This is a genomic window from Streptomyces sp. NPDC023481, from assembly GCF_055560195.1.
The window spans coordinates 375,986-391,458 of sequence record NZ_JBVHJE010000001.1; the positions used below are offsets into that span (position 1 = coordinate 375,986).

The 15,473-nt window shown below is 72.5% G+C and carries 16 protein-coding genes and 1 riboswitch; of the genes, 7 read left to right on the forward strand and 9 right to left on the reverse strand.

The annotated features are described in order from the left end of the window. Window positions 1-6: 6 nt before the first annotated feature. From ACZ3ZD_RS01785 to fahA, 4 genes are all read right to left on the reverse strand, one after another. Window positions 7-234 carry a 4Fe-4S dicluster domain-containing protein gene (locus tag ACZ3ZD_RS01785; protein WP_010986276.1) on the reverse strand — a complete coding sequence of 76 codons (228 nt, stop codon included), beginning with the start codon at window positions 232-234 and terminating at the stop codon, window positions 7-9. A 32-nt stretch (window positions 235-266) separates the two neighbouring features. Beyond that, window positions 267-1,055 (reverse strand): GntR family transcriptional regulator, encoded by a 789-nt coding sequence (locus ACZ3ZD_RS01790; protein ID WP_467392424.1) that lies wholly within the window; start codon window positions 1,053-1,055, stop codon window positions 267-269. 133 nt (window positions 1,056-1,188) lie between these two features. Beyond that, complete coding sequence (locus ACZ3ZD_RS01795) at window positions 1,189-2,127, reverse strand: M56 family metallopeptidase (RefSeq protein WP_467392426.1); 939 nt, start codon at window positions 2,125-2,127, stop codon at window positions 1,189-1,191. Window positions 2,128-2,428: 301 nt separating this feature from the next. Then, the gene (gene fahA / locus ACZ3ZD_RS01800; RefSeq protein ID WP_467392428.1) at window positions 2,429-3,646 is read right to left on the reverse strand and encodes a fumarylacetoacetase; all 1,218 of its coding nucleotides are present in this window, start codon (window positions 3,644-3,646) and stop codon (window positions 2,429-2,431) included. A gap of 350 nt (window positions 3,647-3,996) precedes the next feature. Here fahA and ACZ3ZD_RS01805 point away from each other — a divergent pair, with 350 nt between their 5' ends. Beyond that, entirely contained in the window at window positions 3,997-4,809 is an 813-nt protein-coding gene (locus tag ACZ3ZD_RS01805; RefSeq protein ID WP_467392430.1) for an HAD family hydrolase, read from the forward strand. Window positions 4,810-4,967: 158 nt separating this feature from the next. Here ACZ3ZD_RS01805 and ACZ3ZD_RS01810 read toward each other — a convergent pair whose 3' ends face one another. Then, window positions 4,968-5,456 carry a transglycosylase SLT domain-containing protein gene (locus ACZ3ZD_RS01810; protein WP_467392432.1) on the reverse strand — a complete coding sequence of 163 codons (489 nt, stop codon included), beginning with the start codon at window positions 5,454-5,456 and terminating at the stop codon, window positions 4,968-4,970. Between the two features lie 5 nt (window positions 5,457-5,461). After that, a riboswitch (cyclic di-AMP (ydaO/yuaA leader) is annotated at window positions 5,462-5,641 on the reverse strand. A 522-nt stretch (window positions 5,642-6,163) separates the two neighbouring features. On the opposite strand from ACZ3ZD_RS01810, the gene ACZ3ZD_RS01815 reads away from it, so the two are divergent. The 4 genes from ACZ3ZD_RS01815 to ACZ3ZD_RS01830 all read left to right on the forward strand — a co-directional run bounded on the left by ACZ3ZD_RS01815 (window position 6,164) and on the right by ACZ3ZD_RS01830 (window position 10,519). Further along, a complete protein-coding gene (locus ACZ3ZD_RS01815) occupies window positions 6,164-7,174 on the forward strand; it encodes a polyprenyl synthetase family protein (protein ID WP_467392434.1) in 1,011 nt (336 codons plus the stop codon). A gap of 253 nt (window positions 7,175-7,427) precedes the next feature. Beyond that, the gene (locus tag ACZ3ZD_RS01820; RefSeq protein WP_467392436.1) at window positions 7,428-8,639 is read left to right on the forward strand and encodes a LolA family protein; all 1,212 of its coding nucleotides are present in this window, start codon (window positions 7,428-7,430) and stop codon (window positions 8,637-8,639) included. 70 nt (window positions 8,640-8,709) lie between these two features. Further along, on the forward strand, window positions 8,710-9,648 hold the full coding sequence (locus tag ACZ3ZD_RS01825; RefSeq protein WP_467392438.1) for an ABC transporter ATP-binding protein: 939 nt from the start codon (window positions 8,710-8,712) through the stop codon (window positions 9,646-9,648). Next, window positions 9,635-10,519: an ABC transporter permease gene (locus ACZ3ZD_RS01830; protein WP_467392440.1), complete on the forward strand. Its 885-nt coding sequence runs from the start codon at window positions 9,635-9,637 to the stop codon at window positions 10,517-10,519. Before ACZ3ZD_RS01825 ends, ACZ3ZD_RS01830 begins: the two co-directional genes overlap by 14 nt. Window positions 10,520-10,522: 3 nt before the next feature. Here ACZ3ZD_RS01830 and ACZ3ZD_RS01835 read toward each other — a convergent pair whose 3' ends face one another. Further along, window positions 10,523-11,110: a flavodoxin family protein gene (locus ACZ3ZD_RS01835; RefSeq protein ID WP_467392442.1), complete on the reverse strand. Its 588-nt coding sequence runs from the start codon at window positions 11,108-11,110 to the stop codon at window positions 10,523-10,525. Between the two features lie 201 nt (window positions 11,111-11,311). Here ACZ3ZD_RS01835 and ACZ3ZD_RS01840 point away from each other — a divergent pair, with 201 nt between their 5' ends. Further along, window positions 11,312-12,394: a hypothetical protein gene (locus ACZ3ZD_RS01840; protein WP_467392444.1), complete on the forward strand. Its 1,083-nt coding sequence runs from the start codon at window positions 11,312-11,314 to the stop codon at window positions 12,392-12,394. A gap of 25 nt (window positions 12,395-12,419) precedes the next feature. Here the strand turns inward: ACZ3ZD_RS01840 and ACZ3ZD_RS01845 are convergent, their stop codons facing one another. The 3 genes from ACZ3ZD_RS01845 to ACZ3ZD_RS01855 all read right to left on the reverse strand — a co-directional run bounded on the left by ACZ3ZD_RS01845 (window position 12,420) and on the right by ACZ3ZD_RS01855 (window position 14,901). Beyond that, the gene (locus ACZ3ZD_RS01845) at window positions 12,420-12,887 is read right to left on the reverse strand and encodes a VOC family protein (RefSeq protein ID WP_467392446.1); all 468 of its coding nucleotides are present in this window, start codon (window positions 12,885-12,887) and stop codon (window positions 12,420-12,422) included. A gap of 84 nt (window positions 12,888-12,971) precedes the next feature. Further along, a complete protein-coding gene (rarD, locus tag ACZ3ZD_RS01850; RefSeq protein ID WP_467392448.1) occupies window positions 12,972-13,928 on the reverse strand; it encodes an EamA family transporter RarD in 957 nt (318 codons plus the stop codon). A 118-nt stretch (window positions 13,929-14,046) separates the two neighbouring features. After that, window positions 14,047-14,901: an SDR family oxidoreductase gene (locus tag ACZ3ZD_RS01855; RefSeq protein WP_467392450.1), complete on the reverse strand. Its 855-nt coding sequence runs from the start codon at window positions 14,899-14,901 to the stop codon at window positions 14,047-14,049. Window positions 14,902-14,991: 90 nt separating this feature from the next. Here ACZ3ZD_RS01855 and ACZ3ZD_RS01860 point away from each other — a divergent pair, with 90 nt between their 5' ends. After that, the gene (locus ACZ3ZD_RS01860; protein WP_467392452.1) at window positions 14,992-15,459 is read left to right on the forward strand and encodes a winged helix-turn-helix transcriptional regulator; all 468 of its coding nucleotides are present in this window, start codon (window positions 14,992-14,994) and stop codon (window positions 15,457-15,459) included. The last annotated feature ends 14 nt before the right edge of the window (window positions 15,460-15,473 follow it).

Sequence of the window (15,473 nt, forward strand, 5' to 3'; positions counted from 1 at the left end):
TACCTCTCACCGCAGCAGGTAGGGCATGTTGACCGTGACGGCTCCGGTGGGGCAGCGGGCCGCGCAGGGGCCGCAGTACCAGCACTCGTCGACGTGCATGTACGCCTTGCCGTTGCTCTCGTCGATGGCGAGGGAGTCCAGCGGGCACATGTCCACGCAGAGGGTGCAGCCGTCGATGCACTTCGACTCGTCGATGGTCACGGGCACGTCGGCCCGCTGGGGCGCCAAGGGCATGGCTGTCTCCAGGAAATGTGCAGGCGGGGCGGTTAGGACCGGTGCAGCAGGCCGCCCATCGCGATGCGGTCGCCGCGGAAGCGGATGAACTCCAGGTCGACGGGGCGGCCGTCGGCGAGGTGGGTGAGGCGCTCCAGCATCAGTACGGCGGCGCCGCGCGGGGCCTGGAGTACGGCTGCGGAGTGGGCGTCCGCGTTCACGGCCTCCAGGGTGATCTCGGCGTGGCCGAGACGGTGGCCGGTGATGGCTTCCAGGAGGCGGAAGACATCGCTGTTCTCCAGGTCGGCGCCGAGCAGGGCGGTGCCGATGTCGAGCGGGATGTAGGTGAGGTCGAGGGAGAGCGGGAGGCCATTCAGGCGGCGCAGGCGTTCGATGTACAGGACGTCGGTGCCGGCCGGGACGCGGAGTCGTTCGGCCACGGGGGCGGGCGCGGGGGCGGGGCCCATGGTGCGGACCTCGTTGGTGACGCGGCCGTGTTCGCGGAGGGTTTCCGCGAGGCCCATCAGGCGGTCGAGCCCGTGTGGGTACTTGCGGGCGACGACGACGGTGCCGACTCCCGGCAGCCGGTCCACCAGGCCCTCGGCCCGGAGCAGGTCCAGGGCCTGGCGGACGGTGTTGCGGGAGGCGCGGTAGTCGGTGGCGAGGATGGATTCGTGGGGGAGGGTGCCGTCCTGGAAGGCGCCGGTGAGGATCTGGCGGCGCAGCAGGTCGGCGAGCTGCCGGGCCCGGTCCGCACGCAGCCGGCGCCGTGCGCGGTGGGCGGCGACGGTGCTCGCGGCGCCCTGCCCGGCATGGTCTCGGGGGCGGTCGGTGGGTGGCATGGCTGGAACCATACCCACGCGGTAGGAAATGGCGTGTTGCTGGAGTGTTGCGCCAGTTCCGGCCGCCCGGCGGAAGCCGCTGAGCTGGGTGTTTTCGATCGGTGCGGCAAGATCTGCCACCGCGCGGGGCCGGTCAGGACAGTGCCGTCAGCCCCGGCGCGAAGGTGATCAGCAGGGGCAGCAACGGCACCAGCGCGGCCACTGTCGACGTCAGGGCCCGGTGCCGGCGCAGCAACCGTGGCGGCGGCTCCAGCAGGCGGTCGACGCGCTCGCCCAGGAGGCGGCGACTGGAGTCGCAGGACAGGACGCCCCGATGCTGGTTCAGCTCGATCAGAGCGAGGGCCGTGGTGAGGTGCCCGCAGCGCCGGGACGCCGTGTCGTCGGCGGCCAGCTCGACCAGGCGGTGCGTCTGGTCGCAGAAGTGGGCGAAGAGCGGTACGCGCGGGAAGCCTGTGGCGAGCGCGGTGGACAGGTGCAGCAGCCAGTCGTGGTGGGCGCGGGCGTGTCCGCGCTCGTGGGTGAGGACGGCGTCCAGCTGGAGGTCGGTGAGGCGGTGCAGTGCGCCGGTGGTGACGACCAGTTGCGGCGGGTGGCCCGGCATCCACCAGGCGTCCGGGTACTCATCCTCGAGTACCAGCATCGGTCCGCGTGCCGCGGGCAGCCCGGCCGGCAGTTCGGGGGCGCGTTCGCGCAGGTGCGCCCGGGCCTGACCACGGCTGCGACGGGCCTCGACGAGTTCCCGGGCCAGCATCGCCGTCGTCCAGGCGGCCCCGCAGGCCAGCAACATGGTGAGGACCGCGGCCCACACCGGCGCGGTGGACAGGTCGTACGCGGCGGTCACGGAGGGCGGCGCGGGCGCGAACACGCGGTCGCGGACGGTGTGGAAGACGGCCGCCGCGCCCAGCACCAGTGCGGTCAGGCAGCACAGCAGGACGGTGGCGACCAGGCACTGCCACACCCACAGCGCCACCACGGGGTCCCGCTCGGGCCAGGCGGCACGGGTCAGCGCGCGCGGCGCCGGTACGGCGGCCGTCAGGGCGACGACGCTCAGCAGGAGCAGGCAGACGGTCATGCCGGGGCTCCGGTTCCTGGTCGGAGAGGTGTGCGGATATCGGTGGTGCCGGGCACGCGTCACGCGGTGGCGGCTCTCGCGTGGTGCGTGTCCCCGTCAGTATGACGAAGACCGGCGCCCCGAGTCAGGTATCGGAGCCGATCCGCCGGACCGGGGCGAACGTTTGGCCGCGGGCCGCACAGCGGCGCGGACGTCGGCCCCCTAACGGGCGGTCGCCCGGAACCGGCCGGGGCGTCCGCACGGCCTGGCCCGTTCGGCGGCGCGGCGGGCCTGGGAGGCTTCGCACCCCCCGGGCCGCGGGTCACCCTGCCACGACCCGTCCGTTCACCTCGCCCAGCCCCACGCGGCGCCCGTCCGGGCCGGGGGCCCATGCCGACAGCGTGACCACGTCCCCGTCCTCCAGGAACGTGCGCTTGCCGTCGGGGAGTTCGAGGGGGTCGCGGCCGTTCCAGGTCAGTTCCAGCAGCGAGCCGCGCTGTCCTTCGGCCGGGCCGCTGACCGTGCCCGAGCCGTACAGGTCGCCCGTGCGCAGCGAGGCGCCGTTCACCGTCATGTGGGCGAGTTGCTGGGCGGCGGTCCAGTACATGGTGGAGAACGGCGGCTCGGAGACAACGTGGCCGTTGATCGCGACGGAGATGTGCAGGTCGTAGCCGCCGGGCTGCACGTCGGGAGCCTCGTCGTCCAGGTAGGGCAGCAGCGGGTGGGTGCGCTCGGGGGGCGCCACGCGCGCGTGCTCCAGCGCTTCCAGCGGGGTGATCCACGCCGACACGGAGGTCGCGAAGGACTTGCCGAGGAACGGGCCGAGAGGGACGTACTCCCAGGCCTGGATGTCCCGCGCGGACCAGTCGTTCAGCAGGCAGAGCCCGAAGACGTGCTCCCGGAAGTCGCCGAGCGCGACCGGGCCGCCCAGCCGGGACGGCACGCCCACGACGAAGCCGACTTCTGCCTCGATGTCCAGCCGGACCGACGGGCCGAAGACGGGCGCGGGGTCACCCGGGCCCTTGCGCTGCCCGGAGGGTCGTACGACGTCCGTGCCGGAGACGACGACGGTGCCGGAGCGGCCGTGGTAACCGATCGGCAGGTGCTTCCAGTTGGGGGTGAGGGAGTCCTCGGCGTCCGGGCGGAAGATCTGGCCGACGTTGCGGGCGTGGTTCTCCGAGGCGTAGAAGTCGACGTAGTCGGCGACCTCGAAGGGCAGGTGCAGGTTCACCTCGGACAGCGGGTGGAACAGCGGCTCGACGGCCTCGCGGCGCGCCGGGTCCGTGACCCAGGAGGTGACGGCACGCCGTACGTCCGACCAGGTGGCGCGGCCGGCGGCCAGCAGCGGGTTGAGGGTGGGCCGGGCGAGCAGCGCCTGGTGGGGCGAGCCGAGCGCGGCGGCCGCGGCGCCCGCGTCGAGGACGTGGTCCCCGAGCCGGACGCCGATCCTCCGCTCCGTGCTGCCGGAGGGCGAGAACACGCCATAGGGGAGGTTGTGCGGGCCGAAGGGGTCGCCCTCGGGGACGTCGAAGGGGGGCATGGGGTGCTGCCTCACTCTCATCCGGGCCATGCATGGCACTGCGTTCCATGTGGTCGGGCCACACGTTACGGCCCACCCGCATGTCTTGGGCAGTGCCTCACGCGGTGCCCACGGCTGCCACAGGTGAGCCGGGGCGCCACGGTGGGGCCGCCGTCCCCGCACGCACGCGCGTGACGGATGAGGCAAGGGGACGGCGGGCAGGAGCGGCCCGCCGACCGCGCACGCGGGGGTGGCCTGCCATCCATCCACGCGCGCGCGTGACATGGGGCGCGTGACGAGGGGCGTGGCAGCACGCAAGTGCGTGGAACGGAGGATGAGTCGGCGGGGCGCGGTGTCCGTATTCTCTGATCATGGCACCCACCCCGGCATACGGACTGATCGCCACCGACCTGGACGGGACGTTGCTGCGCGGCGACGACACCGTCTCCGACCGGTCGCTGGCCGCGCTCGCGCGGGTGGCGCGGGCCGGTGCCCGGCACCTGGTGGTGACGGGCCGCCCAGCGCCGCGGGTACGGCCGCTGCTCGCGGACCTCGGCTGCACGGGGCTCGCGGTGTGCGGGCAGGGAGCGCAGGTCTACGACGCCGGGAGCGACCGCCTGCTGTGGTCGGTGAGGCTGGACCGGGAGCTGGCCGAGACCGCGCTCGGCAAGATCGAGGCGGAGGTGGGGCCGGTCTGCGCGGCGGTCGACCAGGACGGCGTCGACGGGCTCACGCTGATCGAGCCCGGCTACCGGATGCCCCACCCGACGCTGCCCGCGGTGCGCGTCGGCCGGCGCGACGACCTGTGGGCGGAGCCCATCAGCAAGGTGCTGCTGCGGCACGCCATCCTGTCCGACGACGAGTTGGCGGCGGTGGCGCGCGCGGCGGTGGGCTCGCTGGCGACGGTCACCATGTCGGGCCCGGGCACCGTGGAGCTCCAGCCGAGCGGGGTGACGAAGGCGACCGGTCTGGCGCTGGCCGCCGGGCGGCTGGGGGTCGGCGCCGACCGTGCCCTCGCCTTCGGTGACATGCCCAACGACATCCCCATGTTCCACTGGGCCGCGCGCGGTGTCGCCATGGCCGGCGCGCACCCCGAACTGAAGGCGGTGGCCGACGAGATCACCTTGTCGAACGAGGACGACGGCATCGCCGTCGTCCTCGAACGACTCTTCCCGCCCGACTGACCGGGAAGTCGACCCGGCCGGGGGGCCGACCGACTGACCGGCATATCAGTAGCGCCGGCCGCGGCTCCGGCCCCGAGTCGGCCCGGCTCCGGCCTCGAGTCGGCCCGACTGCGACCCTGAGCTGGCCCGGCTGCGGCCCTGAGCCGGCCCTGAGCCGGTCAGTACGCGCTGAACACGTTGTCGATCGACCCGTACCGCGCGGCCGCGTAGTTGCAGGCGGCGGTGATGTTCGCGACCGGGTCGTAGATGTTGAACGAGGTTCCGGCCACGTGGTACGCGTTGAACGTGGGGTCGATGACCTGGAGCAGGCCCTTGGACGGGATGCCCTTGGCGGCGTTGGAGTCCCAGAGGTTGATGGCGTTCGGGTTGCCCGAGGACTCGCGGATGATGTTGCGGTAGATGCCGTTGTAGGTGCCCGGGATGCCCTTCTGGGCCATGATCGCGAGCGACTCGCGGATCCAGCCGTCCAGGGTGTTCGGGTAGCCGGCGGTGGTGGTGGCGGCCGTCGCGGTGGTGCTGGGGGCCGCGGCGGCGCTGGTCGCGCCGATGAGCGGCAGGGCGAGTACGGCGGCACCGGCGCCGGCGGCGGTGACGGCGCGGACGAGACGGCCGGTGCGGGTGCGGCGGGGCTGAGCGGCAGCAGGCATGGCGGTGTTCCTCTCCGGCGCCTGCGAGGTGAGCTGTCGGGTTCGGGCTGGGAGGTGCCCGGCCGTGCCCTGGAAGAGGCACGGCTTCACCCCGAGCCGTTCCGGTGCGGCGTGTGCCGTCCGGTCCGGCGACTTACCTGGGTCCCCCGCTCCTGCCGTACGAATGAGTTCGTCGATGGGTTACGCGGGCGGCGGCAGGATTCGGCGTCCGCCCGACGGCCCGGAACGTATGCGAGAGCACATGTCGGAAACAAGGGCCGGATTCATACAACGTGCGATTTGACCTTGATCGATGTCGTATGAGGCGCTTGATCCTTTGCGGTTGCCAATCCTCAACTCGCCGACAGGACAAGGGCTCGCAGGGGCTTTTGAGGGTGGGTCGGGCAGGTGGCCGGAGTGAGCCATTTCACGAACTGGCAAACTACTTCAAATCAGACATGAGGGATTAGGGGGATTGGGGCGGGAAGTCGGAGTGGTGGGGTATGGAGAGGTTGCGCCATAGCGCCCGAATTACTGGGAAAGCTGTAAATTTCCGTTCTTATTGTGTGATCGTCGTCATGCCGATCATGATCCGGTACCGCCCGGGCTGGACCGGTGGGCGCTATCGGTGATCGAACAGGGACCGGATACGCTGACTTGAGTGATGGCAGCGACCTATCGACAAACCGTGTAATCGCCAGCAGACACCAGCAGACAGGAGACCCCTCGTGACCGTCGTCGGGCCGTTCGGGCTGAGCGTGCGGGACCAGGCTCTGGAAGCCGATGTCCAGGCCGGATTGGCGGCTGTCGAGGAAGGCTTGCTCGAAGCCACCAAGAGCGAGGTCCCGTTCATCACGGAGGCCGCGCAGCACCTCGTGCGGGCCGGGGGGAAGCGTTTCCGGCCACTTCTGGTGATGCTCGCGGCCCAGTTCGGCGATCCGTACGCGCCCGGTGTCGTGCCCTCGGCCGTGGTCGTGGAGCTGACCCATCTGGCCACGCTGTACCACGACGACGTCATGGACGAGGCGGCCGTGCGGCGGGGTGTGGACAGCGCCAACACCCGCTGGGGCAACTCCGTCGCGGTCCTCACCGGCGACTTCCTGTTCGCCCGCGCCTCCCAGATCCTCGCCGACCTCGGCCCCGAGGCGGTCCGGGTGCAGGCGCTGGCGTTCGAGCGGCTGGTCACCGGCCAGATCCTGGAGACCGCGGGCCCCTCCGACGGGCGCGACCCGGTCGATCACTACCTGGACGTGCTCGGCGGCAAGACGGGCTCCCTGGTGGCCGTCTCGTGCCGGTTCGGCGCGATGATGTCCGGCGCCGACGAGACGGTCGTCGACACGCTCACCCAGTACGGCGAACGGCTCGGGGTCGCCTTCCAGCTCGCCGACGACGTCCTGGACATCGCCTCCGACTCCCACGAGTCCGGCAAGACCCCGGGCACCGACCTGCGCGAGGGCATCCCCACCCTGCCGGTGCTCCGGCTGCGCGAGCGCGCCGCCCGGCTGGGCCGGCCCGAGGACGTCGCGCTGTGCGAGCTGCTCGACTCCGACCTGAGCGACGATGCCCGGCACGCCGAGGCGCTGGCCGCGCTGCGCGCGCACCCCGCGCTGGAGCAGGCCCGCCGGGACACCGTGCGGTACGCGGAGGAGGCGCGGGCCGCACTCGCACCGCTGCGCGCGTGCGACGCCAAGGCGGCCCTGATGGAGCTGTGCGACGCGGTCGTGCACCGCGCCGGCTGACCCGGCCGGCCCCGTACGGGCCGCCGCGCCCGGCGTGACCCCTACGGGTCGGGTGGAGATACCACCGTCGCGTGTCATACCGGAGGCGTACACGGAGTTGCCTCCGTGGGCTGACGATTCCTCACGGCCGATTTGGTCAGATGGTCATCACGGAAATCACCACTCCTCACCGATTCGGGTGAGAATGGCGGCTCAGGTGGACCAGCGGACCAACGTGAGGACAGCCGCCGCCGACGACGGAGGTAAGGCACACATGGCACCGTACGAATCCGACGACGCAATGGACGCCGCGCGGGACGACAAGCCGCGCTCCGGCCGGCGCAAGGCCGCGCGGTACGCCGTCCCGGTCGCGGTGGTGGGGGTGGCGGCGGCCACGATCGGGCTGGTCCCGGCGCTCGCCAACTCCGGCGACCCCGACCTGCCGAAAATCAGCGCACAGCAGCTCATCAACAAGATCGCCAAGTCGGACGTGCAGCAGCTGTCCGGCACCGTGAAGGTCAGCACCGACCTCGGCCTGCCCAACCTCGGCGGCCTGGAGAACAACCTGCTCTCCGGCGCGGGCCGCGGCGGCAATCACGACGGCTCCGCCGCCGACCCGCGGGCCAAGCTCACCGAACTGGTCTCCGGCACGCACACCCTGCGCGTCGCCGCCGACGGCCCCAACCGGCAGAAACTGTCCCTTCTGGAGAGCGGCGCCGAGTACAGCCTGATCCACGACGGCAAGGACGTCTGGGGCTACGACAGCAAGAGCAACCAGGTCCACCACTCCACCGCGGCCCGCTCCGGCGAGGACCGCCGGGCCGAACCCCCGGCCACCCCCAAGGACTTCGCCGACCAGGCCCTGAAGGCGGTGGACGACACCACGTCCGTCACCGTCGACGGCACCGAGCACGTCGCCGGGCGCGACGCCTACAAGCTGCTCATCCAGCCCCGGCAGTCCGGCACCACGGTCGGCGCGATCAGCATCGCCGTCGACGCGAAGACGGGCCTGCCGCTGAAGTTCACGCTGACCCCGAAGAGCGGCGGCGCCGCCGTCCTCGACGCCGGCTTCACCCAGGTCTCCTTCGCCAAGCCGGCCGCCTCCACGTTCGACTTCACCCCGCCCAAGGGCGCGAAGGTCACCGAGGACAAGGACGGGGCGAAGACGCACGGGCACGCCCCCAGGCACGGCGACGGCCTCGCCGGGGGCCTGGCGGGCAAGGGCGGTCCGAAGGTCCTCGGCAAGGGCTGGACGTCCGTCGCCACCTTCGGCACCGGCGCCAAGGGCGGCCTGCCCACCGGCTCGCGGAACGGGGACATGGGCGGCTTCCTCGGCTCGCTGGGCGAGAAGGTCACCGGAAAGTTCGGCAAGGGCACGGTCTTCTCCACCCGCCTGGTCAACGCCCTGATCACCGACGACGGCACGGTGTACGCCGGCGCGGTGACCAAGGACGCCCTGGTGAAGGCGGCCGACGCGGAAAAGTGACCCGTCCCGGGCACTACGGACGGTGACCGTGCGTTGACCCTTCACGGGAGCACGAATCGAGGGGGAGCCGATGGACGAACCGTCCGTGATCGACACACGCGGTCTCACCAAGCGCTACCGGGGCGGGCAGCTCGCCGTGGACGGTCTCGACCTGACCGTCCCGGCGGGCAGCGTCTTCGGCTTCCTCGGCCCGAACGGCTCGGGCAAGACCACCACGATCCGCATGCTCATGGGCCTGATCGAGCCGACCGCGGGGACGGCCCGGGTGCTGGGCCGCCCCGTGCCCCGGGCGGCCCGTACGGTCCTCCCGCAGGTCGGCGCGCTCATCGAGGGCCCCGCCCTGTACGGCTTCCTCTCCGGCCGGGACAACCTGCTGCGCTACGACGCCGCCGACCCGACCGCCGATCCCCGCACCCGGCGTGCCCGCGTCGCCGCGGCACTGGACCGGGTGGGCCTCACGGCCGCCGCGGGCAAGAAGGCGAAGGCGTACTCGCTCGGCATGAAGCAGCGCCTGGGGCTGGCCGCCGCGCTGCTCCAGCCGCGCGCACTGCTCGTCCTGGACGAGCCCACCAACGGCCTCGACCCGCAGGGCATGCGGGAGATCCGCAGCCTGATCAGGGAGCTGGCCGCGGACGGTACGACCGTCTTCCTCTCCTCCCACCTCCTGGACGAGATCGAGCAGGTGTGCACCCACGCGGCGGTCATGGCACAGGGCCGCCTCGTCATCCAGGGCGCGGTGGCCGAGCTGGCGGCCGGGGCGCGCGGCCGGCTGGTGGTGACCACCCCGGACGGCGCCGGGGCGGCCCGCGTGCTGAAGGAACTGGGGGTCGGGGACGTGACCGCCGACGGCGACCGGGTCACCGGCGAACCACCCGGGCGTGACCTCGCCGAGGTGACCGCGGCCCTGGTCACCGCGGGTGTCCGCGTCCGGGGGCTGACGCTCGAACGGGCCTCCCTGGAGGACGCGTTCGTGGCACTGACGGGGGAGGGCTTCGATGTCGCGGGCTGACGTGCTCCAGGCGGACGCCGCGCGCCGGCCGAACCCCCTGTGGACCCTCGGACTGCTGCGCAGCGAGCTGGTCACCACGGTCCGCCGCTGGCGCACCCTCGCCCTGCTCGGGGTGCTGGCCGCCGTGCCGGTGCTGGTCGGGATCGCGGTGCGGATCGAGTCGCGGGGCGGCGGGACGGTGGGCGGCGCGAACGGCGAGGGACCTGCGTTCCTCACGCAGATCACGAACAACGGGCTGTTCCTGGTGTTCACCGCGCTCGCCGCGACCCTGCCGTTCTTCCTGCCGATGGCGGTCGGTGTCGTCGCGGGCGACGCGATCGCCGGGGAGGCGGGCGCGGGTACCCTGCGCTATCTGCTGGTCGCCCCGGCCGGCCGCACCCGGCTGCTGCTCACCAAGTACGCGACCGTGCTGGCCTTCTGTCTGCTGGCCACCCTCGTCGTCACGGTCTCGGCGCTGCTCGTCGGGGCGCTGCTCTTCCCCATGGGCGAGCTGACGACGATCTCCGGCACCAGGATCGGTCTCACCGAGGGCCTCGGCCGCGCCCTGCTGATCGCCCTGGTCGTCGCGGCCTCACTGGTCGGTGTGGCGGCCCTCGGCCTGTTCGTGTCGACCCTCACCAGCAGCGGCATCGCGGCGATGGCGACCACGGTCGGGCTGCTCATCACGGTGCAGATCGTCGACCAGATACCCCAGCTGCACGCGGTGCAGCCCTACTTGTTCCCGCACTACTGGCTGTCCTTCGCCGACCTGATGCGCGACCCCGTCTACTGGGACGACCTGCGGCGCAACCTCGGCCTCCAGGCGCTGTACGCGGCCGTGTTCGGCTCGGCTGCCTGGGCGCGCTTCACGGCGAAGGACATCAGCGCCTAGCGACTACGCGGTCTCGTACGGGAAGCGGGCGAGCGGCGCCTCCTGGGCGAAGAACGTCTTCGCGCGGGTCAGCGCCTCGGCGTCGGCGAGTACGTCGCCGGGCCCGGTGCCGTTGCCCAGCAGGACCCCGCCGAAGCGCATCTTCAGGTAGGCGGCCGAGTTGTTGAGGGTGCCCACGTACGGGGCGGCGACGGACGGCTCGGGGTGCGCCAGCGCGGCGACGCCCCACAGGGTGCGGCCGGCCATCGTCGCCTGGAAGTCAACGCCCGGGGTGCGCAGCCAGGCCGACCAGTGGTCCAGGTAGCGCTTGGTGAGGCCGGAGAGCGAGTACCAGTACAGCGGCGAGGCGATGACGATGTCCGTCGCCGCGAGTGTGGCGTCCAGCAGGAGGGCGGTGGCGGTGTTCGACGGCGGCCGTATGTGGCCGCTGTCGTGGCGCAGGTCCACGAAGTCGGGCAGCGGGTGGTCGGCGAGGCGGATCCACTGCTGCTCGGTGTCCGCGGGCAGCTGTTCGGCGGCCGCACGGGCCAGCTGTTCGGTGTTGCCGTCCCGGCGGGCGCTGCCCAGGACGAAGAGGAAGCGGCGGTTCATGGGGTCCCCCCGGTGCGGTTGTCGGACCACAAAAGGCACGTGCATTTTATGCACATGCAAGCAAGTCGCGCCAGGGGGTTCAGGGTACGGCTGGTGCGAGGCTGTGACGTCGCGGTGACGCGGGAGCCGTGGGGAAGGCGACACACTGGTGGGCAGGACGCGTACGACCGGATCGCGACGCCGGGGGAGTGAGGGACACCGATGGCTGGACTCAGCTTCGAGAAGAAGCGGGCACCGCGGCCCGTGGAGCACCCGGCGGCGGTGCCCGTCCGGGTGTTCGGCGCGGGCTCCGCGTCGGTGGGCGGGGCGCCGGTCGTGGCGGCGCCGGGCGAGGAGATCCAGCAGGCCGTGCTGAACCACCTCCAGCGCCTGGCCATCAGCCTCGGTACCCCCATACGAGCGACCATCCACGACGACCGCGCGGGCTGGGTCGTCCCCCTGGAGGTCGCGGCGGACGGCTCCAGCCGGATGACGGGGGAGCCGGTGCGGTCCGCCGTACCGGACCAGCGGCCGGGGGTGGCGCCGCAGGGCGCCACCCAGGACCCGGCCGGGCGGTTCGGCCCGGCGCCGGTGATGACCGAGTCCACCGCGAACACGCCGGCCCCCGCCCCGCACGCCCCCCTCACGCCGGCCCCCTCTGCCCAACCCCCCGCCCCGGCCGTACCGCCCGCGTCGGTGCCACCGGCGGGGCCGCTCGCTGCCGTGCCGCCGGACATGGTCGCCGCCGTCACGACCGCCGCCCCGACCCCGGCCCGCGGGTTCGACGCGGTCGCCGAGGAGGTGCTCGGCGATGGGCCGCTGACCGAGACCGCCGAGGGGGCGGAGCTGCTGGGCGAGCCGATGGGCCGTATCAACGAGGCCGTGCGGGCGGGCCGTATCGACGAGGCGGCGGAACTGGCCGACCGGACCCTCGCCGAGGCGTCCGCCGTGTTCGGCCCGGACCACGCCGAGGTGCTGCACCTGCGCGAACTGTCCGCCTACATCGCCTACCTGGCCGGTGACCCGGTTCACGCCTTCCGGCTGTCCCTGGACCTCGCCCGGCTGCGCCGCCAGGCCCGGGACGGGGAGGCCGCCTACGGCAACGTGCAGAGCGCGGCCACCGCGTGGCGTGCGGTGCGCGACCCCGAGGAGGGCCTGCGGCTCGGCCGCGACCTGATCGACCTGTGGACGGACCTGAGCGCCGAGCCGGGCCCCGCCGCGGACGACCCGCGCCCGCTGGAGTCCGCCCGCGCCCGCATGGTCCGGCTGACCGACCGCGCGGCCAAGGCGGCGGCGCGGGCCTGACCGGCCCCGCGCGCGGGAGACGGGCCTACTGCACGCAGAACTCGTTGTCCTCCGGGTCGGCCATCAGCACCCACTGACCAGCGGGTTCCTTCACCTCCCGCAGCACCCGCGCGCCCAGCGCCCGAAGGCGTGCCACCTCCTCCGCGCGCCGCTCCGGGCCGGCGTGGAGGTCGAGGTGGAGCCGGTTCTTCCCCGCCTTGGGTTCCGGCACCCGCTGGAACAGCAGCCGCCGTCCGAGCCCGGTGCCGGTCTCCGGGTCGTACGGGTCGTCGGGGTGCCGTACGGCGATCAGGTCACGGAAGGCGGGCCGCCCGTGGTACTCGACGGTGGCCTCCCCGGACAGCGCACCGACGGACAGCAGTCGTTCGACGAGGGCACTGTTGTCCTCGGCCGTGTAGTGCAGCGCGGCGGCCCAGAAGTCGGCCTGTGTGTGCGGGTCGGCGGCGTCGATGACGAGTTTCCAGTGCAGCGGGGCGGGTGCCTGTGTGGTCATGCGTCCCACTTATAACCGGAGTCACCGGCGGAAGGGCCGGCTCCGGCCTCTCCGCCCGAAACGTCCGCCGAGCGGGCGCAGCCCTCAGGCGTCCGCCCGGGCCGACGCGGGTGCATCGACGGTGCGGGACGCCGGTACGGCGAGTCGGGCCGGGCGGCGTGCGGCGCGCAGCGCGTCGCCCGTGAGCAGGATCAGGGCCAGCCAGACCAGCGCGAACCCGGCCCACCGCTCGGGCGGCATGGCCTCGTGGAAGTAGAGGATGCCGAGCAGGAACTGGAAGAGCGGGGCCAGGTACTGCAGGAGACCCAGCGTGGACAGCGGTACGCGGATCGCCGCCGCGCCGAAGCAGACCAGCGGCAGGGCGGTGACGATGCCGGTGGAGGCGAGCAGGGCGGCGTGCCCGGTGCCGCCGTTCACGAAACTGGCCTCGCCGTGCGCGGCCAGCCACAGCAGATAGCCGAGCGCCGGCAGGAACTGGATCGCGGTCTCGGCCGCCAGCGACTCGACACCGCCGAGGCCGACCTTCTTCTTGACCAGCCCGTACACGGCGAACGAGAAGGCGAGGCAGAGGGAGATCCACGGTGGGCGGCCGTAGCCGATGGTCAGCACGACGACGGCGGTGAGGCCGGTCCCGACCGCCGCCCACTGCACGGGCCGCAGCCGCTCCTTCAGCAGCAGCACGCCCATCGCGATGGTGACCAGCGGGTTGATGAAGTAGCCGAGCGAGGCCTCGACGACGTGTCCGGCGTTCACCGCCCAGATGTAGATGCCCCAGTTCACGGTGATGACGGCGGCCGCCACGGCGACGAGGCCGAGCCGCCGGGGCTGGCGCAGCAGCTCTCCGGCCCACGCCCAGCGCCGTACGCAGAGCAGCGCGACGGCGACGAACACCAGGGACCACGCCATGCGGTGGGCCAGGATCTCCAGGGCGCCGGCGGGCTTGAGCAGCGGCCAGAACAAGGGGACCAGCCCCCACATCCCGTAGGCGGCGAAGCCGTTCAGCAGGCCTGTGCGGTGCTCACCATCGGACGTCCCGGCCACGGCCCCTCCTTCTCGCGCGCGTCCTCCCTGGACGCACGAGAACGAAGGTAGCGCCGCGGGCCACCGGCTGTCATGCCCGTATCGCCATACGGTCATGACAGCCGGGGTGCGGCGGGTGTCAGCCCTTCAGCGCGGCCGTGACGGCCTCCGCCAGCGGCGTGGTGGGGCGGCCGATCAGCCGGGACAGGTCGCCGGAGGTGACGACCAGCTCGCCCCGGGCGATCGAGGTGTCCACGCCGGCCAGCACCGCGGCCAGCGGGGCGGGCAGCCCGGCGCCGGTCAGGATGGCGGTGAGGGTCTCCTCCGGGACCGCGTTGTAGACGATCTCCCGGCCGGTCTGGCGGCTCAGCTCGGCCGCGTACTCGGCGAAGCTCCACGCCTCGTCGCCGCCCAGCTCGTACGTGGTGTTCTCGTGGCCCTCGCCGGTCAGGACCGCCACCGCGGCGGCGGCGTAGTCGGCGCGGGAGGCCGAGGAGACCCGGCCCTCGCCGGCGGCCTGGACGACCGCGTCGTGCTCCAGCACCGGCGCCAGGTTCTCCGTGTAGTTCTCGTGGTACCAGCCGTTGCGCAGCAGGCTGTAGGGCAGGCCGGAGGCGAGCAGCACCTTCTCCGTCGCCCGGTGGTCGTCCGCCAGCGCGGCCGTCAGGCTGCCCGGGGCGCTGGTGTAGGCGAGCAGGGCCACGCCGGCCGCCTTGGCCGCCTCGATGACGACGGTGTGCTGGCCCACCCGGCCCTTGTCGAACTCGTTGCCGGAGATCAGCAGCACCTTGTCGCCGGCGGCGAACACGCCGTCGAAGGTCTCGGGCGCGTTGTAGTCGGCGACGGCCAGCTTCACGCCGCGGGCGGCGAGGTCCGCGGCCTTCGCCTGGTCGCGTACGACGGCGGTGATCTGCTCCGCCGGGACCTTCTCCAGCAACTGCTCCACGACGTGGCGGCCGAGGTGTCCGGTGGCTCCGGTGACGACGATGCTCATGGTGGGGGACTCCTTCTCGGTGGGTACGCCACTCACCATAAGGAGTGCGCTAACCAAGTGAAAGTACCCACTTTGAAGTAAGGTACTGTCATGCCGGTAAGCAACAAGGGGGCGGACGTCGAGGCCCTGTGCCCCTATCGCCTCGTCCTGGAACACGTCACCAGCCGCTGGGGCGTCCTCGTCCTCATCGAGCTGCTGGAGCGGTCGTACCGGTTCGGCGAGCTGCGCCGGGCGATCGGTTACGGCGGCCGGAGCGTCAGCGAGAAGATGCTCACCCAGACCCTCCAGACCCTGGAGCGCGACGGCCTGGTCCACCGGGACGCCAAGCCGGTCATCCCGCCCCGCGTCGACTACTCGCTCACCGGACTCGGCCGTGAGGCGGCGCAGCAGGTGAGGTCCCTCGCCCGGTGGACCCACGACCGCATGGGCGAGGTGGAGAAGGCCCGCCGGGCCTACGACGAGAGCCGCCACACGTACGACGAGAGCCGCCGCGCCCGGCACGGCGGGACCCGGACGGACGGCGAGGCCCGGGACGGTGTCCGGTCCCGGGCCTCGTGATCACGAACAGACGG